Annotated in this window: 22 protein-coding genes; 10 read left to right on the top strand and 12 right to left on the bottom strand. The window is 61.4% G+C overall.

The window, feature by feature from the left end; all coding sequences use genetic code 11:
- Window positions 1–21: 21 nt before the first annotated feature.
- The 4 genes from K3752_RS03490 to K3752_RS03475 all read right to left on the bottom strand — a co-directional run bounded on the left by K3752_RS03490 (window position 22) and on the right by K3752_RS03475 (window position 3,913).
- Window positions 22–864 (bottom strand): DMT family transporter, encoded by an 843-nt coding sequence (locus K3752_RS03490; RefSeq protein ID WP_170365444.1) that lies wholly within the window; start codon window positions 862–864, stop codon window positions 22–24.
- A gap of 219 nt (window positions 865–1,083) precedes the next feature.
- Complete coding sequence (groL, locus tag K3752_RS03485; RefSeq protein ID WP_260064992.1) at window positions 1,084–2,727, bottom strand: chaperonin GroEL; 1,644 nt, start codon at window positions 2,725–2,727, stop codon at window positions 1,084–1,086.
- Window positions 2,728–2,784: 57 nt separating this feature from the next.
- A complete protein-coding gene (groES, locus tag K3752_RS03480) occupies window positions 2,785–3,072 on the bottom strand; it encodes a co-chaperone GroES (RefSeq protein WP_093964650.1) in 288 nt (95 codons plus the stop codon).
- A 166-nt stretch (window positions 3,073–3,238) separates the two neighbouring features.
- Window positions 3,239–3,913 (bottom strand): DUF2161 domain-containing phosphodiesterase, encoded by a 675-nt coding sequence (locus K3752_RS03475; RefSeq protein WP_170441639.1) that lies wholly within the window; start codon window positions 3,911–3,913, stop codon window positions 3,239–3,241.
- Between the two features lie 115 nt (window positions 3,914–4,028).
- Between K3752_RS03475 and K3752_RS03470 the strand changes: the two genes are divergently transcribed.
- From K3752_RS03470 to K3752_RS03435, 8 genes are all read left to right on the top strand, one after another.
- Complete coding sequence (locus K3752_RS03470; RefSeq protein ID WP_260064990.1) at window positions 4,029–5,012, top strand: TraB/GumN family protein; 984 nt, start codon at window positions 4,029–4,031, stop codon at window positions 5,010–5,012.
- A gap of 110 nt (window positions 5,013–5,122) precedes the next feature.
- On the top strand, window positions 5,123–6,043 hold the full coding sequence (locus K3752_RS03465) for a manganese-dependent inorganic pyrophosphatase (RefSeq protein WP_260064988.1): 921 nt from the start codon (window positions 5,123–5,125) through the stop codon (window positions 6,041–6,043).
- Window positions 6,044–6,151: 108 nt separating this feature from the next.
- A complete protein-coding gene (locus K3752_RS03460) occupies window positions 6,152–7,243 on the top strand; it encodes a DUF389 domain-containing protein (protein WP_170364831.1) in 1,092 nt (363 codons plus the stop codon).
- Window positions 7,244–7,327: 84 nt separating this feature from the next.
- Entirely contained in the window at window positions 7,328–8,203 is an 876-nt protein-coding gene (locus K3752_RS03455; RefSeq protein ID WP_260064986.1) for an HAD family hydrolase, read from the top strand.
- 101 nt (window positions 8,204–8,304) lie between these two features.
- A complete protein-coding gene (locus K3752_RS03450; RefSeq protein WP_170404865.1) occupies window positions 8,305–8,748 on the top strand; it encodes a MaoC family dehydratase in 444 nt (147 codons plus the stop codon).
- Between the two features lie 80 nt (window positions 8,749–8,828).
- Complete coding sequence (locus K3752_RS03445; RefSeq protein ID WP_260064983.1) at window positions 8,829–9,761, top strand: bifunctional riboflavin kinase/FAD synthetase; 933 nt, start codon at window positions 8,829–8,831, stop codon at window positions 9,759–9,761.
- Entirely contained in the window at window positions 9,758–10,231 is a 474-nt protein-coding gene (locus K3752_RS03440; RefSeq protein WP_170340543.1) for a YcgN family cysteine cluster protein, read from the top strand. The genes K3752_RS03445 and K3752_RS03440 overlap by 4 nt, the downstream gene beginning before the upstream one ends.
- The gene (locus tag K3752_RS03435) at window positions 10,231–11,265 is read left to right on the top strand and encodes a low specificity L-threonine aldolase (protein WP_260064981.1); all 1,035 of its coding nucleotides are present in this window, start codon (window positions 10,231–10,233) and stop codon (window positions 11,263–11,265) included. The genes K3752_RS03440 and K3752_RS03435 overlap by 1 nt, the downstream gene beginning before the upstream one ends.
- On the opposite strand, the gene K3752_RS03430 is transcribed toward K3752_RS03435, so the two are convergent.
- A complete protein-coding gene (locus K3752_RS03430) occupies window positions 11,262–12,074 on the bottom strand; it encodes an alpha/beta fold hydrolase (RefSeq protein WP_260064979.1) in 813 nt (270 codons plus the stop codon). The genes K3752_RS03435 and K3752_RS03430 overlap by 4 nt on opposite strands.
- Complete coding sequence (locus K3752_RS03425) at window positions 12,071–12,673, bottom strand: 2-hydroxychromene-2-carboxylate isomerase (RefSeq protein ID WP_260064977.1); 603 nt, start codon at window positions 12,671–12,673, stop codon at window positions 12,071–12,073. The genes K3752_RS03430 and K3752_RS03425 overlap by 4 nt, the downstream gene beginning before the upstream one ends.
- A 107-nt stretch (window positions 12,674–12,780) precedes the next feature.
- On the opposite strand from K3752_RS03425, the gene K3752_RS03420 reads away from it, so the two are divergent.
- Window positions 12,781–13,800 carry a ribose-phosphate pyrophosphokinase gene (locus K3752_RS03420; protein WP_093964640.1) on the top strand — a complete coding sequence of 340 codons (1,020 nt, stop codon included), beginning with the start codon at window positions 12,781–12,783 and terminating at the stop codon, window positions 13,798–13,800.
- A 21-nt stretch (window positions 13,801–13,821) separates the two neighbouring features.
- Window positions 13,822–14,262, top strand: a complete 441-nt coding sequence (rpiB, locus tag K3752_RS03415; RefSeq protein WP_170364844.1) for a ribose 5-phosphate isomerase B — start codon at window positions 13,822–13,824, stop codon at window positions 14,260–14,262.
- Window positions 14,263–14,294: 32 nt separating this feature from the next.
- Here rpiB and K3752_RS03410 read toward each other — a convergent pair whose 3' ends face one another.
- From K3752_RS03410 to K3752_RS03385, 6 genes are all read right to left on the bottom strand, one after another.
- A complete protein-coding gene (locus tag K3752_RS03410; protein ID WP_260064974.1) occupies window positions 14,295–14,645 on the bottom strand; it encodes an H-type lectin domain-containing protein in 351 nt (116 codons plus the stop codon).
- A gap of 115 nt (window positions 14,646–14,760) precedes the next feature.
- Window positions 14,761–15,171, bottom strand: coding sequence for a F0F1 ATP synthase subunit epsilon (locus K3752_RS03405; RefSeq protein ID WP_093964637.1), 411 nt, complete (start codon window positions 15,169–15,171; stop codon window positions 14,761–14,763).
- A 12-nt stretch (window positions 15,172–15,183) separates the two neighbouring features.
- Window positions 15,184–16,608: a F0F1 ATP synthase subunit beta gene (gene atpD / locus K3752_RS03400; RefSeq protein ID WP_093964636.1), complete on the bottom strand. Its 1,425-nt coding sequence runs from the start codon at window positions 16,606–16,608 to the stop codon at window positions 15,184–15,186.
- A gap of 20 nt (window positions 16,609–16,628) precedes the next feature.
- The gene (locus K3752_RS03395; RefSeq protein WP_260064970.1) at window positions 16,629–17,507 is read right to left on the bottom strand and encodes a F0F1 ATP synthase subunit gamma; all 879 of its coding nucleotides are present in this window, start codon (window positions 17,505–17,507) and stop codon (window positions 16,629–16,631) included.
- Between the two features lie 12 nt (window positions 17,508–17,519).
- On the bottom strand, window positions 17,520–19,058 hold the full coding sequence (gene atpA, locus K3752_RS03390; RefSeq protein ID WP_170339951.1) for a F0F1 ATP synthase subunit alpha: 1,539 nt from the start codon (window positions 19,056–19,058) through the stop codon (window positions 17,520–17,522).
- Window positions 19,059–19,619: a F0F1 ATP synthase subunit delta gene (locus K3752_RS03385; RefSeq protein ID WP_093965027.1), complete on the bottom strand. Its 561-nt coding sequence runs from the start codon at window positions 19,617–19,619 to the stop codon at window positions 19,059–19,061.
- Window positions 19,620–19,630 lie beyond the last annotated feature (11 nt).

The following is a 19,630-nucleotide window of genomic DNA, read 5'->3' as shown; positions in this document are numbered from 1 at the left end:
TATTCTTCAGAGAGGAAAGACCTAGCGCCGCCTCACGCGCATAACTGCCAATGCAATACCGCCCACAACCAACCCTGCCCCTGCCATCAGCCGCAGGCTCAGTTGCTCGCCGAGCAGCGCCACACCCGCAATGATCGCAATCACCGGGACGCTCAGCTGCACTACGGCTGCAACCGCAGGCGCCAACTGGGGCAGCAGGCGATACCACAGGGCGTACCCCAACCCCGAGGTTACGCCGCCAGATACGGCCGCCAGCCCCAAACCCGCCCAGGTCAAGTTCCACGCCGGAGCGCCGGCGATCAAAATGCCAGCGGTCACCGGCAGGGCCACCACAAAGTTCGAGGCCGTTCCCGCCAGCGCATCGGGCTCGGACCGACCAGCAATCGAATACGCAGCCCACCCGACCCCTGCGGCGGCCATCAAGGCTGCCCCTGTCGGGTCAACACGTGCCTCAGCGCCTGGCCACAGAACCCAGGCCAATCCGGCCATTGCAATTGCTGCCCCCGCCACCTGTCGAAAAGTCGGGATCGCCCCCGTCAGGGTGCCGGCCAGAAACATCGAGATCTGGACCACCGCAAACAGGATCAAGGCGCCCAATCCCGCATCAAGTGACAGATAGGCCACCGAAAACCCGACCATGTACAGCGACAAAGACCCTGCTCCGATCACTCGGCGCCTGTCGAACACCCGCAGGGTGCCACCCCGCGACACGACCAATGCGCAAAGAACGAGCGCACCACAGAGCACACGAACAACGGCAAAACTTGCCGGGTCGCTGGCTCCGCTCTCCACGGCCAACCGGTTCAGGATGGAATTGGCCGCAAAGGCGCACATCGTCAGGGCGGTCAGAAGAAACAGCTGCATGCCCCACCAATACCGTGTCCGCACGCAATGGACACCCGCTTTCCTGCGCTTCCGCGTGACCGACTTCGGCGATCCCCAGAATTGCAAGCAGCGCCGGCCGAAACACCGCGGATCACTGAAAAAATCAAAACGGGGCCGCCCGAAGGCGACCCCGCTGAAATTTTCGGTAAGACTCTCCCTTGCGGGTTGTCTGAATTCGCTGACGCGAACCCGGCCGTCTTACATCATGCCGCCCATGCCGCCCATGTCGGGCATGCCAGCACCGGCGCCTGCACCTTCTTTGGCGGGCTTGTCGGCAACCATGGCTTCGGTGGTGATCAGCAGACCTGCAACCGAGGCTGCGTCTTCCAGAGCGGTACGCACCACTTTGGCCGGGTCAATCACGCCGAACTTGAACATGTCGCCATATTCTTCGGTCTGAGCGTTGAAGCCGAAGGCCGCATCGGTCGATTCGCGGACCTTGCCGGCAACCACGGCACCATCGACGCCTGCGTTCTCGGCGATCTGGCGCAGCGGAGCCTCGATGGCCTTGCGAATGATATTGATGCCTGCGTCCTGATCGGCGTTTGCGCCTTTCAGGTCGGCCAGAGCCTTGCCGGCCTGAACCAGGGCAACACCGCCACCCACGACGACACCTTCCTGAACGGCGGCGCGCGTTGCGTTCAGAGCGTCGTCCACACGGTCCTTGCGCTCTTTCACTTCAACTTCGGTCATGCCACCGACGCGGATAACGGCAACACCGCCTGCCAGTTTGGCAACGCGCTCTTGCAGCTTCTCACGGTCGTAGTCGCTGGTGGTTTCTTCGATCTGGGTACGGATCTGGGCAACGCGTGCTTCGATCTCGGCCTTCTCGCCAGCACCGTCGACGATGGTGGTTTCGTCCTTGGTGATCGACACTTTCTTGGCGGTGCCAAGCATGTCCATGGTGACGTTTTCCAGCTTCATGCCCAGGTCTTCGCTGATGACCTGACCGCCGGTCAGGATTGCGATGTCCTGCAGCATTGCCTTGCGGCGATCGCCGAAGCCCGGAGCCTTGACGGCAGCGATCTTCAGACCACCGCGCAGCTTGTTGACAACCAGGGTTGCCAGCGCTTCGCCTTCAACGTCCTCGGCGATGATCAGCAGCGGCTTCTGCGACTGGATCACCTGCTCGAGCAGCGGAACCATCGGCTGCAGCGACGAGAGTTTCTTCTCGTGCAGCAGGATCATGCAGTCTTCCAGCTCGGCGATCATCTTGTCGGCGTTGGTGACGAAATAGGGCGACAGGTAGCCACGGTCGAACTGCATACCTTCGACGACGTCGGTCTCGGTTTCCAGACCTTTGTTCTCTTCGACGGTGATGACGCCTTCGTTGCCAACCTTCTGCATTGCGTCTGCGATCTGGCGGCCGATTTCAGCTTCGCCGTTGGCCGAGATGGTGCCAACCTGCGCGACTTCGTCGCTGTCTTTGACTTCGCGGGCAGCGTTTTTGATTTCCTCGACGACTTTGGCGGTCGCCATGTCGATGCCGCGCTTCAGGTCCATCGGGTTCAGGCCGGCAGCAACCTGCTTGAGGCCTTCCTTGACGATGGCCTGAGCCAGAACGGTTGCGGTGGTGGTGCCGTCACCGGCTTCGTCATTGGTGCGGCTGGCGACTTCTTTCACCATCTGCGCGCCCATGTTCTCGAACTTGTCTTCCAGTTCGATTTCCTTGGCGACCGAAACACCGTCTTTGGTAATGCGCGGCGCGCCGAAGGATTTGTCCAGAACCACGTTGCGGCCTTTGGGGCCGAGGGTCACCTTCACAGCATCCGCCAGGATGTTCACACCCTTCAGCATGCGGTTGCGGGCATCGGTGTCGAACTTGACGTCCTTTGCAGACATGTCTTTTTCTCCTCGAGAAATGTGTTTGAAATGAAGATCAGAGCAAGCGCGTGCGCGTTACTCGATGATCCCCATGATGTCGCTTTCTTTCATCATCAGCAGCTCTTCGCCGTCGACGTGGACCTCGGTGCCGGACCATTTGCCGAACAGGATCTTGTCGCCGGGCTTAACAGCCATCGCGATCAGTTCGCCGCTGTCTTTCCGCGCGCCTTCGCCGGTTGCAACAACTTCGCCTTCGCTGGGCTTTTCTTTTGCGCTGTCGGGAATGATCAGGCCGCCTGCGGTTTTCTCTTCGCTTTCGGTACGGCGAACCAGCACGCGGTCATGAAGCGGTTTCAATGCCATCTTTGCAGCTCCTTGGGCTCAAAGGTTGTTTTCCTCCCCCCGCGGTCTTGCGGGGCGTTAGCACTCAGCTTAGTCGAGTGCTAACGACGCATAGCTAGGGGGTGATTTCCGGCGAGTCAACAATCGGTGATGAATTTTTTTCGCGCGCAGCCTGAGGCCGGCCTGGTCAGGTCGGGTCTTCCCAGCTGTAAGCCCAATGCTTCAGACCTTCGGACCCGGAAGGCGACAGTTCATAGACGCCCTTTGCCACCTTTTCGAACCAGCCATAATGGTTTTCGCGCATGAGGCGCGTCGCGGCCGCAACGCCGGTGGCACTGGCGACCTCAGCACCTTTGGTCGCCCCGTGTTCGGCCAGATGCGCGGCACATTTCAGGGCATCCTGCCGATAGGCAGTTACGATTCCGTGCCGGGTTGCCCCACCTGAGTTCGGGTCCCCTTCCAGCCGCTCGAACTCGCGCAACAGTCGCGCAGCTTTGGCCTTGTTCTTTCGCGGCGCATAGTGTCCAGGGTCACAATGGACTTCGACCCGCCCATCCGCACGAACGGTGATCAAACCCAGCCCCAACCGACGACACAGGGACAGGTTGTCCCGCAGCGCCCGGCGCGCCGACCGGCCGGTGGGCTTGCAGACGGCCACATAGACCTGATCCGATACCTTCAACCGGGTCACGGCCTGATGGAACAAGGCCAGCGAAAATCTCAGCTTCAATTCAACGATCACTGGATCACAACCGGGCTTGACGGCCACGATGTCGGCGGCGCCCACCTCTCCTTTCACGGAGTACCCTTGCCGCTGCAATAGCGCCTTGATCGGAGGATAGAGATCCTGTTCGCGGTTCATGACGCCATGCTATGGTTTTTTCCGAGAAACGCCATACGGATACACGGCTTGCGCGCGGTAGGCGGGCGTGGCTATCTGTTCCCAAGTTCTTTCAGCCACAATCGGAATGGTCTTTATGCGCGTGTTTCTTTTTGCCCTGCTTGCTGCTCTGCATCCAATTGTGGCCCATGCCGCCTGTGACGGGCGCGATTTGCGGCAAGACATGACGCCTGAGGCCCGGGCCGAGTTGAACGCGGCCACCAGTCAGATGGCATATCCCGAAGGCAATCACTGGATTGCACAGAAGGACAACACTGTTTTGCATCTGATCGGCACATTGCACGTCAACGATCCGCGAATGGGCCCGGTGGTCGAGCGGTTGGCACCGACGTTGAGCGAGGCCGACGCGTTTTACTTCGAGATCACCCAATCCGACATGTCCGCTTTCGAACAAGACCTGGCCAAGGATTTCAGCCCGGTCCTGATCAACTCTGGACCAACTCTGATCGATCTGATGAGCGAAGAGGACTGGGCCGTGATTTCCAAGGCGCTTTCGGCACGCGGCATTCCCGGTTGGATGGCCGCGAAACTGCGCCCTTGGTTCCTGTCGATGATGCTGGGTATGCCACCCTGCATGCTTCAGGTGCCAGATGCAGACCGGGGAATGGATGCGCGCCTGACTGAACTGGCCGAAGCTGCGGGCAAGCCGCAATATTCGCTGGAACAGATCGAAGATCTGATCGCGATCTTCGACAGCCACACGCTTGAAGAGCAGGTGCAGTCTCTGGTGCGCATGGTCGATGCCTTTGACGCCGGTGATGACCACATGGTGACCATGGCCAGCGCATATTTCGAGGAGAAACACGCAGAAATCCTGCAATTCGCAAAGATATATGGGCGCGATGTTTCGGGCCTGGCGCCCGATGTGTTTGCACAGGAATGGGCCGCATTCGAGGACCAGCTTCTGGTTCAACGCAACGACAACTGGATGGAAACGATCCTGACCATCGAAAACCAGACGGCGGTGATCGCGGTTGGTGCCGGCCATCTGGGTGGAGACCATGGACTTTTGCAGCAGCTGGAACGCGCCGGATATCAACTGAGCCGCGCACAGTTCTGAGCGGTCAGCGCTTCTGTCAGACCAACCGTCGCAGCCGTGTTTCTGCCGGGTGACAACGCCAATGGACCACCCTATAAGGCGCGCAAACTCCTTATGTGCAGGAAACAGACATGACCATCCAAGTATTTGGCCACAAATCTCCCGACACCGACTCAACCGGATCGCCGATCCTGTGGGCCTGGTATCTGAACGAAGTCAAAGGCGAAAAGGCCGAGGCCGTCCTGCTGGGCGAGCCCAACACCGAAGCCGCCTTCATGCTGCAGCGCTGGGACCTGCCCAAGCCGCGCATCATCGAGGATGTCGAGACCGATGCGCCAGTCATCATCGTCGACACCAACAACCCGGCCGAGCTGCCTGCCAATGTCAACAATGCCGATATCCGCGCCATCATCGACCATCACAAGCTGGTCGGTGGGCTGGAAACCAAAGGCCCGATCGACATTACCGTTCGCCCGCTGGCCTGCACGGCAACCATCATGATCGACCTGATGGGCGACGACGCCGCCAAGATGCCCGAGACCGTCAAGGGCGCGGCCCTGACCTGCATCCTGTCGGACACGCTGGAGTTCCGCTCGCCCACCACCACCGCGCATGACCGCGAAGTGGCCGAGAAGCTGGCCGCCGAGCTGGGTCTGGATGTTTCGGCCTATGCTGCCGACATGTTCGCCGCGAAATCGGACGTATCGTCTTTCTCGGACGCCGAACTGATCCGCATGGACAGCAAGGAATACGAGGTCGACGGCACCAAGTTCCGCGTGTCCGTTCTGGAAACTACCGCACCGGGCGTGGTGCTTGACCGCAAGGACAGCCTGGCCCAGTCGATGGTCGAGGTGGCCCAGGAAGACGGTGTGGACCAGGTGCTGTTGTTCGTCGTCGACATCCTGAACGAAGAGGCCACCCTGTTGGTGCCGAACGACCTGGTCAAATCGGTTGCCGAGAAAAGCTTTGGCGCTTCGGTGTCCGGCGACACGGTTGTTCTGCCGGGCATCATGAGCCGCAAGAAGCAGATCATTCCGAACCTCAAGGTCTGATCCCGTTAATAGTTCAGCGAAAGGCGCCCCCACCGGGCGCCTTTTTTGTTTGCGCGTCGAAAGGTTTGCCGGATGCCAAATCGTTGCTAGGCTGGACGCAGGGACAGGGTGGATCGAGACACGGTGGTCACACGGAAATACAGCACGACACGCAGCATTCTGCTGTTCGAAGGCGGCGACAGGCTTGCCTATTGGCGGCGCTTTGCCATGCTGCTGACCCTTTCGGTGATCATCGCAACCATGGGGCTGCTGCGGAACTCTGGCGCCGTGGTCATTGCCGCGATGCTGGTCGCGCCGCTGATGACACCAATTCTGGGCATTGCGGCTGCGATGGTCATGGGCTGGCTGAAACGCGCTTTCGTTCTGACCCTGACGGTCTGCATTGCGGCGGTTCTGTGCGTTCTGATGGCTTGGATCCTGGTTTATCTTGCCGATGTCCCGCGCGGCATCCTGATCCCCGATCAGGTCTTGGCCCGCACCGACCCGGGCACCGAAGACCTGATCGTGGCGCTCGCGGCCGGCGTGGCCGGCGCATACGTCCAGATCAACAAGGCCGAACTGAGCCTGCTGCCCGGCGCCGCCATCGGCGTGTCTCTGGTTCCGCCATTGTCCGCGTCCGGGATCCTGCTGTATTTCGGGGAATCCGCCGACGCCTACGAGGCGGGTCTTTTGTTCGCGACCAACCTTGGTGCGATCGTTTTGTCGGCCTGCGCGGTCTATATCGTCTATGCCGCAAGGTCGGTTGCATTCGGCAAGGGCCGGCGCAAGCTCAACTTTACTGCCGGTGTGGTCATAACCATGGCGTTCCTGGCCCTCGTCGTGGTCCAGTTGGGCAAATCGACCTACAACCGTTACCTGGAAACCCGAACCGAGGCCGAAGTTGCGCAAGCGATCCGCGACTGGGCGGACCCGGTATCGGTCGAGATCATCCGCATCGACGTGAATGCCAAACGCAAACGGGCCGAGGTCTGGGTGATCGTCGATCTGCCGCCCGAGGCGCAATTCAAGGTCTCGTCCGTTGCCGGGCTGTTGCCCGAGAGCCTGCGGGAAACGTCGTTGGTCGACGTCCTGCAGGATGAACTTGGCCCCGGCTATCTCGCCGTCATTCGGTACCAGACCCGCATCGGCGCGCAGGTCATTCTTGGCACCGAAACCGTGCAGCAGGCCCCGGATGTCGAAAAGTTGAGCGACGAGGAATGACGGCCTGCACCCGGCTGCCTCTGGTCAAGCGGGGCCAGCTTTGCCATAGGTGGCGCAACGCCGTTTCAACAGCCCGAGGCCCGCATGACCCAGATCATCTCCGCGCTTGACCAGATTTCCGACCGTTACAAGGCGCTGTTCGTGGATCTGTGGGGCTGCGTCCACAACGGCATTACCGCCTACCCCGAAGCTGTTGCCGCGTTGAAGGCCTATCGCGACCGGGGCGGCAAAGTGGTGTTGGTGACGAACTCTCCGAAGCCGCGTGCCGGGGTTGCAGAGCAGTTAAAACAGTTCAACGTCCCCGCGGACTGCTACGACACCATCGCGACCAGTGGTGACTCGGCCCGGTCCGCCATGTTCCGCGGGGCCGTGGGCGAGAAAGTCTATTTCATGGGTGAGTGGGAGCGCGACGCCGGCTTCTTCGAGCCGCTGAAAATCCTGGAACATCCGATCCACATCGAACGCGTGCCGCTGGACCACGCCGAGGGGATCGTCTGCTGTGGCCCGTTCGACCCGATGGCCGACCCGGCCGTGAACCGCCCGGACTTCCTGTATGCCAAGCAGAAAGGCCTGAAGCTGTTGTGCGCCAATCCCGATATCGTGGTCGATCGGGGCGAAGTTCGGGAATGGTGCGCCGGTGCGCTGGCCAAGCTTTATTCCGAAATGGGCGGCGAGAGCCTGTATTTCGGCAAACCACACCCGCCCATCTATGATCTGGCCCGGCGTCGCCTGCATGCGCTGGGAACAGACGTTCCGGATGACGAGATTCTGGCCATCGGCGACGGTCCGCATACCGACATCGCCGGCGGCATGGGAGAGGGAATTGATTCCCTGTTCATCAGCGGCGGTCTGGCCGCATCGGAAACAAAAACGTCGCACCAGCCGGATCCGGATGCCTTAAGCGATTATATTTCCAAGGAAAACATCAACCCAACCTATACGATCGGCCGTCTGCGCTAGGCAGAAAACGCTTGATTTTCTGCAGTTGCGAAGTAATAAAGTTGCCAACCTTGGGTCGTTGGTGATTTTTTGTTGCCGGGCCGATGTATAGTGAGGGCAACATGTTGGACAATCTTCCACGCGGAACGATCTGTATCGAAGACATCGAAATGGGCATGATCCGCTACCTGCGCAAAGTGGTGACGGACGAAGACATCGAGATGTTTGCCCAGGTCTCGACCGACCGAAATCCGGTGCATCTGGATGACGACTATGCCCGCGATACGATTTTCGAAGGGCGCATCGCCCACGGGATGCTGACAGCTGGTCTGATCTCGGCCGTGATCGGTGAACAGCTTCCGGGCCATGGTACCGTCTACATGGGCCAGTCGCTCAAATTCCTTGCACCGGTCCGCCCCGGCGACATGGTCTATGCCGAAGTCAAGGTGATCGACATCGACTTCGCCAAGCGCCGGGTCAAGCTGGATTGCCATTGCGCAGTAGACGGCAAGAAGGTTCTGGTTGGCGAGGCGATGGTTTTGGCTCCATCACGGAAATTCGACTGACGGCAGGTTTTGACGCCCTGCTGGGCGCTGGTCTGGAACTGCCGCTTGAACCCGGCGGACAGTCCCGCTAGGCAAGCCCCATGCAGATCATCCGGGATTTCCAGTTTGTAGACCCAGAAGACCGCGGCGCCAGCGTTGCGATCGGGAATTTCGACGGCGTTCATATTGGCCACCAGTCGGTGATAGATCTGGCCCGGAAGGCATGCCCCGATGCGCCCTTGGGCGTTCTGACCTTCGAGCCGCACCCGCGCGAATATTTCGCCCCGGACGCGCCGCCCTTTCGTCTGATGCGGGGCAATGCGCGCGCGCACCGGCTGGAGAAGTTGGGCGTACAGAAACTCTACGAACTGCCGTTCAACGCCGCGCTCGCCGGGCTGACGCCCGAGGAATTCGCCCGCAACGTGATCTGCCAAGGCTTGGGTCTGGCCCATGTGGTGATCGGGGCCGATTTCTGTTTCGGCAAAGGCCGCAGCGGCACCGCACAGGACATGGTGCAGTTCGGCCAGCAGATGGGGTTCGGTGTCACCATCGCCCCATTGATGCAGCAGTCCGATCACGTGGTCTCGTCCACCGCGATCCGGCAAGCCCTGAGCGACGGCCGCCCGCGGGACGCGGCGGCCATGCTGGGCCACTGGCACCGGATCGAAGGCGAGGTGATCGGCGGCGAACAGCGCGGCCGCGAATTGGGCTTTCCCACGGCCAATATGTCGATCGAAGGAATCCACCCCCCAAAATTCGGCGTCTACGCGGTTCTGGTCGACGTGCTGGATGGCCCACATGCCGGCAGCTATCACGGTGCGGCCTCGGTCGGGGTGCGGCCGATGTTCCATGGCGAGGTGCCGAATATCGAAACCTTCCTGTTCGACTTCTCCGGCGATCTCTATGGGGCGACCCTCTCGGTGGGTCTGGTCGAATTCCTGCGCCCCGAGATGACCTTTGACCGCCTCGATGCTCTGATCGCCCAGATGACCGAAGACTGCGATCGCGCGCGCAAGATACTGGCCGCGACATGAGCAAGGATCCGATCGACCGCGCCGGGCTGGCCCCGCGTTTCTGGGAGCGCAAGCCCTTGCAGAAAATGAACCCGCGCGAATGGGAAGCCCTGTGCGACGGCTGCGGCAAATGCTGCCTGAACAAGCTTGAGGACGAGGACAGCGGCGAGGTTGCCCTGACCCGTGTCGCCTGCCGGCTGCTGGATGACGCGACGTGCCGATGCACCCAGTATGACATCCGCCACCAGTTCGTACCGGAATGCATCGTCATGCGCCCGGACAACATTCACGAACACGCCTACTGGTTGCCTCAGACCTGCGCCTACCGCCTGTTGTGGGAGGGCAAGCCCCTTTACGATTGGCACCCGTTGCTGTCAGGGTCGCCCGACAGCGTCCACGCCGCCGGCGTTTCGGTTCAAGGGCTTACCGTGTCCGAATTCGAGACGCCCGAGGAAGAGTGGGAAGACTACATTATCGAGGAGCCAACCTGATGCATTTCGCCTCTGACAATTCCGGGCCCGTCCACCCCGAGGTTCTGACCGCGCTGGCCGAGGCCAATCAGGGCTATCAGATGGCCTATGGCGCCGATGACCTGATGAACGAAGTGCGCGACCGGATCCGGGGCATCTTCGAGGCGCCCGGGGCGGCGGTCTATCTGGTGGCGACCGGAACGGCGGCAAACTCGCTGGCTCTGGCGACCCTGTCGCAGCCGTGGGAGACCGTATTCTGCTCGCCCGTCGCACATATTCATGAGGACGAGTGCAACGCGCCCGAATTCTACACCGGCGCCAAGCTGACGCTGGTTCCGGGCGGCGACAAGATGCAGCCGGATGCACTGCGCCGCACCATCGCCGCTGAAGAGACCCGCGGCGTGCATGGGCCACAACGCGGGCCAGTGTCGATCACGCAGGTGACCGAGCGCGGCTCTGTCTATTCGCTGGCCGAACTGCAGGCCCTGTGCGGGGTCGCCAAGGAATTCGGCCTGCCCGTCCACATGGATGGCGCGCGGTTCACCAATGCGCTTGTCGCGCTGAATTGTTCCCCGGCCGAGATGACGTGGAAGGCGGGCGTGGATGCGGTCAGCTTTGGCGGCACCAAGAACGGGCTGATGGGGGTCGAAGCGGTGATCTTCTTCGACGAAAGCAAGGCCTGGGAGTTCGAGCTGCGCCGCAAGCGCGGGGCGCATCTGTTTTCCAAGCACCGGTATCTATCGGCCCAGATGGCGGCCTATCTGCGCGATGATCTGTGGCTGCGCTCGGCCCGTAAGGCCAACGCCAATTGCGCCCGTCTGGCCGATGGGCTGCGGGCTGCGGGTGCGCAGTTCCTGCATGAATCCCAAGCCAACATCATCTTTGCCAGCTTTCCCCGCAGCCTGCACAGGCGCCTTCACGCGGCCGGTGCCGTCTATCACCTTTGGGGCGACCCACTAGACGGCCCGGACGAGGATGAGATGCTGGCCTGCCGGTTCGTCTGCGACTGGTCGACACCGACAGAAGAAATCGACCGGTTTCTGGCGCTGCTCTAGGCGCTCCAGAATGCGTCGATCTGCGCGGCCGTCTCGTCCGGGTGCGAGATGGGCAGCATGTGCCCTGCCCCCTCGACAACGCCCTGCCGCGCATCGGGCAAGCGGGTGCACAGCCCGGCATTGACCACGGCCATGATCCGGTGCGAGGCCGATCCATGCAGCAGCAGGATCGGCATTTCGGCCCGCCCCATGGCCGCCGGGGCCAACAGGCCGGTGGTGTCGCGGAACAGCGGCCCCTCGACCGCGCCGACCACTCCGACGCCCCGGATCATCGCATTTCGGGCTCGCTCGGGCAGGTCCGGCCAGCGCGGGCTGCGGTCGGTCGTGCCCCACATGCGGTTAAACAGACGGGCGGCCCGGGGCGCGTCGCCTTCGGCAAGGGCAGTCTTGTATGGCTGGGATTCGGCCGCGTGCTGCGCCGCAAGCGCTGGCGCGTCCTGGTGAGCGACCGCAAAGAACACCGGCTCGATCAGAACGGCGCTGCGCACAAGGTCCGGGTATTCGATGGCCAGCCGCAGGGCAACCATTGCGCCGAAACTATGCCCGATCACGTCCATCGGTTCGCTCAACTGCGCCCGCGACAGGGCTGTGGTGAGGTCGAAGAAATCCCCCTGCCCGCCCCAATCCGGACTGCGTCCGTGCGACAGCATGTCGGGTGCGATCAGCGTTGCCTGATCGCCCAAGGCAACGGCCAGACCGGACCACGCACCGGAATGCGCGATCGTGCAATGCAGCGCCAGCACCTTTCGGGCACCCGCCCCAAGAGTGCGAACGTGTACGGGCGGCAGCACGGCCTTGGCCACGGTCATGCTTTGAGCGTGGCCAGATGCTCGTCCAGATCCTCAAGCCGGTCCTGCCCCCAGAACCTTTGGTCGTCTTGCGTGATGTAGAAAGGCGCGCCGAACACGCCGCGGTCCACCGCCTCTTCGAGGTTTGCCGCATAGGTCTCGGCCCCGACCAGCAGTCCGCTGTCGGCCAGCGCCGGATCAAAGCCCGCTCCGGCCAGACAGTCGCGGATCCCGTCGTCCTGCGCGATGTCCTTGTCCTCGGCCCAGCAGGCGCGCAGAAAAGAATGGCAGAGTTTTCCCACATCACCCGACCCATCCTGAATGGCCGCGATGATGGCGTATGAGGACGGCGCCGCGTTGGTCGGCCAATGTGCAGGTTGCAGGTTGAACGGTAGGCCCGTCTTCTTGGCCTGACGCACCAGTTCCTGCGCCCGGTATTCGATGCGCGACGGGTGGCGGTCTTTGGGGGGCACGCCGCCGGTGCGCCCGAACAGCGCAATGATGTCGACCGGCTTGTAGTCGATGGTGGCGCCGTGCTTGGCCGCGATCTCCTCCAGCCGTAGCCCGGCGAGATAGGAATAGGGCGACAGTGTCGCAAAAAAGTAGTCAATGTCGGCCATGTGCAATTTCTCCACCCAGTTACCTTTGCGGAACCGTAAGGCCATGCTAAGCGGTGTCAACATCACGAATCTGTCACATTGCCACTGCTGCCCGGGGACCTCAGCCGATGCCGACACATCACGAACCCAAGCTTATTGCTGGGAACGCAAACCTTCCGCTTGCCGAAACCATCGCGCGCCGCATGAGCCTGCACCGCGGCGTCAACCAGCGTCTGGTCGATGCGCGGGTCGAACGGTTCAACGATGGCGAGATCTTTGTCGAGGTTTTCGAGAACGTCCGGGGCGAGGACATGTTCATCATCCAGCCCACCTCGAACCCGGCCAATGACAACCTGATGGAGCTACTGATCATCGCCGATGCGCTGCGCCGATCGTCGGCGGCGCGGATCACCGCGGTTATCCCCTATTTCGGATATGCCCGCCAGGATCGCCGCACCAAGGCGCGCACCCCGATCAGCGCCAAGCTTGTGGCCAACATGCTGACCGGTGCCGGGATCGAACGCATCCTGACGATGGACCTGCATGCGGCACAGATCCAAGGGTTTTTCGACATGCCGGTCGACAACCTGTATGCCTCTCCGATCTTTGCGCTGGACGTCAAGGACCAGTTCCGCGACCAGATGGACGATCTGATGGTGGTTTCGCCGGACGTCGGCGGTGTGGCTCGTGCCCGCGAGCTGGCCAAGCGGATCAGCGCTCCTCTGTCGATCGTCGACAAACGGCGTGAAAAAGCCGGGGAAGTGGCCGAGATGACCGTGATCGGCGACGTGAAGGACAAGATCTGCCTGATCGTCGACGACATTTGCGACACGGCCGGTACGCTGTGCAAGGCGGCGCAGGTGCTGATAGACAACGGCGCACGCGAGGTTCACTCGTACATCACCCATGGCGTCATGAGCGGCCCGGCTGTTGAACGCGTCTCGAACTCGGTGATGAAATCGCTTGTTTTGACCGACACGATCATGCCGACCGAAGACATCAAGAAGGCCAAGAATATCCGCACAGTGCCGACGGCCCCGATCTTCACACAGGCCATTCTGAACATCTGGCAGGGCACATCAGTGTCGTCGCTGTTCGAAGACAAGACCCTGATCCCGATCTACGAATCCCTGTACCACACAGACTGAAGAAACCGGAAAGCCATTCCCATGACCGCCAACAAACGTCTGGTTCTTTCCAGCGATCACGCTGCCATCGACCTGCGCAAGGAAGTTGCCGCTTTTGCAGCGGCACAAGGCTGGGACGTTCTGGATCTCGGCCCTGACAGCCCCGAAAGCACGGATTACCCCAAGCACGGCAAAGCCGCCGCCGAGGCCGTCGTCTCGGGCGAGTGCCAATTGGGCATTATCCTGTGCGGCACGGGGCAAGGTATCATGATGGCTGCAAACAAGGTTCCAGGCATCCGCTGCGGCGTGTGTTCGGATACGTTCTCCGCCCGCATGATCCGCCAGCACAATGACGCCAACATGCTGTCGATCGGCGCGCGTGTTGTTGGCACTGGATTGGCGCTGGATATTGTCGATGCCTTTCTGAGCACCGAATTCGAAGGCGGCCGGCACGCGAAACGCGTGGCAATGATCGAACCCTAAATCATTGCGGATGGCCCGCTGGGAACGGCGGGTCAGGAGATGTCCCAGTCGTCCTCGTGCGCAACTTCCCCGATCGCGGTCCATGCCACGCGGATCCGGGCGATACGGGTGTCCGACCACGTCCGGAACACCGCATCAAAGCCCGCGATTGTAACATTTTCGGACAGCAACTCGGCGCGCAGGGCCGATGAGGTATCGACATCCCACAAGGACACTCCAATCTGCACAACGGGCGGGGAGCGGAAGGGTTGGCTGAAGGTAACGGGCCGGCGTCGTTCCCGCGGCCCCTCGCCCGTCCACATGTCTCCGCCATCTGCGAATTCCGAGAACAGAACCTCTTCACCTCGGTCAATTCCGATGGGGTGGGTCAAGAATTTCTTCATTGCGCATCAATTCCTATGAATTTCCGCAACTTATCCTGACCTTTCGGCGAAATCACGACAAAAAAACGGCCCCGCAGCAGCAGGGCCGTTTCCAATTCTGACGGTACATCAGCCGTTACAGGCTCATATGCGTTCCCAGCGCTTCCATGTCGGCCAGCAGCTTGGCTGCCTCGTCGACAATGGTCTGTTCGCCATTTTCCTTCGCCGCCTCGTGCGAGGCACGGGCCTCGGCAATCAGCTCGTCCAGATGGGAGCGGGTCACTTCGTCAACCGGGATGGCCTTTTCGGCCAGTACCGAAAGGGCATCGCCGTTGATCTGGGCAAACCCGCCGGTGACCAGGTATTCGCTGGACCCTTCGGGCGCTTCGACCTTCAGGATGCCCGGACGCAGCGTGGTGATGGTGGGGGCATGATCGGGCATCGCCGTCATGTCCCCGTCCGCGCCGGGAATCTGGACCGCGCTGGCCTGAAGCGAAGCAAGGCTCCGCTCCGGGCTGACGAGGTCGAATTGCATCGTGTTTGCCATCGGGGATACTCCTTAGGCAGCTGCTGCGGCCATCTTCTCGGCTTTGGCGATCACTTCGTCGATGCCGCCGACCATCAGGAAGGCCGCTTCGGGCAGGTGGTCGAATTCGCCGGCCACGACACGCTCGAACGAGTCGATGGTGACTTCCAGCGGAACCTGAACACCCGGCGAACCGGTGAAGACCTCGGCCACGTCGAACGGCTGCGACAGGAAGCGCTCGATCTTACGGGCACGGGCCACGGTCAGCTTGTCCTCTTCCGACAGTTCGTCCATGCCGAGGATGGCGATGATGTCCTGCAGCGACTTGTAGCGCTGGAGGATCTGCTGAACGTCGGTCGCAACCTTGTAGTGACGCTCGCCGACGATGGCCGGGTCAAGCAGGCGCGAGGTCGAGTCGAGCGGGTCCACGGCCGGATAGATACCCTTTTCCGAGATCGCACGGTTCAGAACGGTGGTTGCGTCGAGGTGCGCGAACGAGGTTGCCGGCGCGGGGTCGGTCAGGTCGTCCGCAGGCACGTAGATCGCCTGCACCGAGGTGATCGAGCCCTTCTTGGTCGAGGTGATGCGTTCCTGCAGAGCGCCCATGTCGGTGGCCAGCGTCGGCTGGTAGCCCACGGCCGAAGGAATACGACCCAGCAGAGCCGACACTTCGGAGCCCGCCTGCGTGAAGCGGAAGATGTTGTCGACGAAGAACAGAACGTCGGTACCGGACTGGTCGCGGAACTGCTCGGCCAGGGTCAGACCGGTCAGAGCAACACGGGCACGCGCCCCCGGAGGTTCGTTCATCTGACCGTAGACCAGGGCCACTTGGCTTTCCGACAGGTTGTCGGGCTTGATGACGTTCGATTCGATCATCTCGTGGTACAGGTCGTTGCCTTCACGGGTCCGTTCACCAACACCGGCGAACACCGAGAAGCCCGAGTGCACTTTCGCGATGTTGTTGATCAGTTCCATGATCAGAACGGTCTTGCCCACGCCGGCGCCGCCGAACAGGCCGATCTTGCCGCCTTTGGCGTAGGGGGCCAGCAGGTCAACCACCTTGATGCCGGTGACCAGGATTTCCGACTCGGTCGACTGTTCGTCGAACTCGGGCGCGGGCTGGTGGATGGCACGGGTTTCAGTCGCTTCGACCGGGCCTTTTTCGTCGATCGGCTCGCCGACAACGTTCAGGATGCGACCCAGGGTGGCGTTGCCAACCGGAACCGAGATCGGTGCGCCGGTGTCGACAACATCCGCGCCACGGACCAGACCTTCGGTCGCGTCCATCGCGATGGTCCGGACGGTGTTTTCACCCAGGTGCTGGGCAACTTCCAGCACCAGGCGCTTGCCGTTGTTTTCAGTTTCAAGTGCGTTCAGAATTTCAGGCAACTGATCTTCGAAGTGCACGTCGACGACGGCCCCGATGATCTGTGTGACTTTGCCTTTTGCATTCGCCATGTTTCGTCTCCGGTTTGTCTCTACAGCGCTTCGGCGCCGGAAATAATTTCAATCAGCTCGTTGGTGATCACGGCCTGACGTGAGCGGTTGAACTGGATCGTCAGCTTGTCGATCATCTCGCCCGCATTGCGTGTCGCGTTGTCCATCGCGGACATCCGCGCACCCTGTTCAGACGCACCGTTTTCGAGCAGAGCCGAGAAGATCGCTGTCGCGACCCCCTTGGGCAGCAGGTCGGCCAGGATGGCCTCTTCGCTGGGCTCGTAGTCGAAGATGGCACCGCTGTCGTCACCCGTCGCTTCGTCTTCGAACGAGGCGGGGATGATCTGCTGGGCCGTCGGGATCTGGGTCACGACGTTCTGGAACTTCGCGTAGAAGATCGTTGCAACGTCGAACTCGCCCGCGTCGAAACGCGACAGGATGTCCTTTGCGATGTCCTGCGCGTTGGCATAGCCGATGCGCTTGACCTCGCTCAGGTCGATGTGACCGACGAACAGATCGCCATATTCACGCTTGAGCGCGTCGCGGCCTTTCTTGCCGACGGTCAGGATCTTGACCGTCTTGCCCTTGCCGCGAAGCTCATCCGCCTTGGCGCGAGCCAGCTTGGAGATGTTCGAGTTGAAGCCGCCGCAGAGCCCACGTTCGGCCGTCATGACGACCAGAAGGTGGACATCGTCGCTGCCCGTGCCGCGCAGCAGCTTGGGGGCGCTGTCGCTGCCCCCGACCGATGCTGCCAGCCCTGCCATCACGGCATTGAACCGCTCGGCATAGGGGCGCGAGGCTTCGGCAGATTCTTGGGCGCGGCGCAGTTTTGCAGCCGCGACCATCTGCATGGCCTTGGTGATCTTGCGGGTCGATTTGACCGACTCGATCCTGTTTTTAAGGTCCTTTAGACTTGGCATCGCCGCGTCTCCTTAAGCGAAGGTTGCGGCGTATTCGTCCAGCGCAGCCTTGATCTTGTCGGCAGCCTCGCCCTTGATCTTGGGATCTTCGTCGGTGATCCACTGCAGCAGATCGGCATGCTTGCCGCGCAGATGCGCCAGCAGACCGGCCTCGTAGCGGCCAACGTCCGAAACGTCGATCTTGTCGAGATAGCCGTTGGTGCCGGCGAAGATCACGCATACGATTTCCGCGTTGGTCAGCGGCGAGTACTGCGGCTGCTTCATCAACTCGGTCAGACGCGCACCACGGTTCAGCAGCTGCTGGGTTGCGGCGTCGAGGTCCGAACCGAACTGCGCAAATGCAGCCATTTCACGATACTGGGCCAGTTCCAGTTTCACCGGACCAGCGACCGATTTCATCGCGTTGGTTTGAGCCGACGAGCCCACACGCGAAACCGACAGACCGGTGTTCACGGCGGGGCGGATGCCCTGATAGAACAGCTCGGTTTCCAGAAAGATCTGGCCGTCGGTGATCGAGATCACGTTGGTCGGAATAAAGGCCGACACGTCGCCGCCCTGGGTTTCGATGACCGGCAGAGCGGTCAGCGAACCGGCGCCGAAGTCTTCGTTCAGCTTGGCCGAACGCTCCAGCAGGCGCGAGTGCAGGTAGAAAACGTCACCCGGATAGGCTTCGCGGCCCGGCGGACGGCGCAGCAGCAGCGACATCTGACGATAAGCGACGGCCTGTTTCGACAGGTCATCGTAGATGATCAGAGCGTGGCGGCCGTTGTCGCGGAAGTATTCGGCCATCGCGGTTGCGGCATAGGGTGCCAGGAACTGCATCGGTGCCGGGTCGGACGCGGTTGCGGCCACGACGATCGAGTATTCGATGGCGCCGGATTCTTCCAGTTTCTTCACCAGCTGAGCAACGGTCGAACGCTTCTGGCCGATGGCCACGTAGACGCAGTACAGCTTCTTCGATTCATCGTCGCCTGCGGCTTCGTTGTAGACCTTCTGGTTCAGGATGGTGTCCAGGGCCACGGCGGTCTTGCCGGTCTGACGGTCGCCGATGATCAGCTCACGCTGGCCACGGCCGATCGGGATCATCGCGTCAACCGACTTCAGGCCGGTCGCCATCGGCTCGTGCACCGACTTACGCGGGATGATGCCCGGTGCCTTGACGTCTGCGACGCCGCGCTGCTTGGCATTGATCGGGCCCTTGCCGTCCAGCGGGTTGCCCAGACCGTCAACAACGCGGCCCAGCAGTTCGTCACCAACCGGAACGTCCACGATCGAGTTGGTGCGCTTGACAGTGTCACCTTCCTTGATGTCACGGTCCGAGCCGAAGATCACGACACCGACGTTGTCGGCTTCGAGGTTCAGCGCCATGCCCATGATGCCGCCGGGGAACTCGACCATCTCACCCGCCTGCACATTGTCCAGGCCGTAAACACGGGCAATACCGTCACCGACGCTCAGCACGCGGCCGATTTCGGCCACCTCTGCTTCTTGACCAAAATTCTTGATCTGGTCTTTCAGGATTGCAGAAATCTCTGCGGCTTGGATACCCATTTATCCGACCTCTTTCATTGCATTCTGTAGGGAGTTGAGCTTGGAGCGGATCGAACTGTCGATCATCTGCGAGCCCACTTTGACGACAAGACCACCGATGAGGCTTTCATCGACGGTCGCATTGATGGTCACGTCCTTGCCTACGCGCTCGGACAGTGTCTTGGACAGTTTTTCCAGCTGGGTCTTGGTCAGCGCCTTGGCCGAGGCAACTTCGGCAGTCACTTCGCCGCGCTCGTCGGCCAGCATTTCGCGCAGAACCTTGATCAGCTGCGGCAGCACGAACAGACGGCGCTTCTGCGCCATCAGAGCCAGCGTGTTGCGCATGATCGGGTGCAGCCCCATCTTGTCGGCCACGGCGGTGATGGCCGCCTGCTGGTCGGCCCGAGAGATCAGCGGCGAAGAGATCACCTCGCGCAGGTCCGCGCTTTCACTCAATGCAGCCGAAAGGTCATTGATGCCGGTTTCCAGACCTGCAAGGTCCTTGTTCTCTTTTGCGATCTCGAAGATCGCCGTTGCATAGCGTTTGGCTATGCCCGTCGAAATCGAAGCTGGTTCGGACACGTCCACCCTTC

This window comes from Ruegeria sp. B32 (genome assembly GCF_025141855.1).
GTDB classification, from domain to species: domain Bacteria; phylum Pseudomonadota; class Alphaproteobacteria; order Rhodobacterales; family Rhodobacteraceae; genus Ruegeria; species Ruegeria arenilitoris.
This window is presented reverse-complemented; position numbering and strand designations above follow the sequence as displayed.

Bases quoted from the DNA above. Each gene is read 5' to 3' on its own strand.
- K3752_RS03450 (WP_170404865.1), top strand. From the start codon at position 8,305: ATGTTGGACAATCTTCCACGCGGAACGATCTGTATCGAAGACATCGAA.
- K3752_RS03405 (WP_093964637.1), bottom strand. From the start codon at position 15,171: ATGGCAAACACGATGCAATTCGACCTCGTCAGCCCGGAGCGGAGCCTT.
- K3752_RS03465 (WP_260064988.1), top strand. From the start codon at position 5,123: ATGACCATCCAAGTATTTGGCCACAAATCTCCCGACACCGACTCAACC.
- K3752_RS03410 (WP_260064974.1), bottom strand. From the start codon at position 14,645: ATGAAGAAATTCTTGACCCACCCCATCGGAATTGACCGAGGTGAAGAG.
- atpD (WP_093964636.1), bottom strand. From the start codon at position 16,608: ATGGCGAATGCAAAAGGCAAAGTCACACAGATCATCGGGGCCGTCGTC.
- K3752_RS03475 (WP_170441639.1), bottom strand. From the start codon at position 3,913: ATGAACCGCGAACAGGATCTCTATCCTCCGATCAAGGCGCTATTGCAG.
- groES (WP_093964650.1), bottom strand. From the start codon at position 3,072: ATGGCATTGAAACCGCTTCATGACCGCGTGCTGGTTCGCCGTACCGAA.
- groL (WP_260064992.1), bottom strand. From the start codon at position 2,727: ATGTCTGCAAAGGACGTCAAGTTCGACACCGATGCCCGCAACCGCATG.
- rpiB (WP_170364844.1), top strand. From the start codon at position 13,822: ATGACCGCCAACAAACGTCTGGTTCTTTCCAGCGATCACGCTGCCATC.
- K3752_RS03395 (WP_260064970.1), bottom strand. From the start codon at position 17,507: ATGCCAAGTCTAAAGGACCTTAAAAACAGGATCGAGTCGGTCAAATCG.
- K3752_RS03470 (WP_260064990.1), top strand. From the start codon at position 4,029: ATGCGCGTGTTTCTTTTTGCCCTGCTTGCTGCTCTGCATCCAATTGTG.
- atpA (WP_170339951.1), bottom strand. From the start codon at position 19,058: ATGGGTATCCAAGCCGCAGAGATTTCTGCAATCCTGAAAGACCAGATC.
- K3752_RS03420 (WP_093964640.1), top strand. From the start codon at position 12,781: ATGCCGACACATCACGAACCCAAGCTTATTGCTGGGAACGCAAACCTT.
- K3752_RS03425 (WP_260064977.1), bottom strand. From the start codon at position 12,673: ATGGCCGACATTGACTACTTTTTTGCGACACTGTCGCCCTATTCCTAT.
- K3752_RS03435 (WP_260064981.1), top strand. From the start codon at position 10,231: ATGCATTTCGCCTCTGACAATTCCGGGCCCGTCCACCCCGAGGTTCTG.
- K3752_RS03455 (WP_260064986.1), top strand. From the start codon at position 7,328: ATGACCCAGATCATCTCCGCGCTTGACCAGATTTCCGACCGTTACAAG.
- K3752_RS03490 (WP_170365444.1), bottom strand. From the start codon at position 864: ATGCAGCTGTTTCTTCTGACCGCCCTGACGATGTGCGCCTTTGCGGCC.
- K3752_RS03445 (WP_260064983.1), top strand. From the start codon at position 8,829: ATGCAGATCATCCGGGATTTCCAGTTTGTAGACCCAGAAGACCGCGGC.
- K3752_RS03440 (WP_170340543.1), top strand. From the start codon at position 9,758: ATGAGCAAGGATCCGATCGACCGCGCCGGGCTGGCCCCGCGTTTCTGG.
- K3752_RS03430 (WP_260064979.1), bottom strand. From the start codon at position 12,074: ATGACCGTGGCCAAGGCCGTGCTGCCGCCCGTACACGTTCGCACTCTT.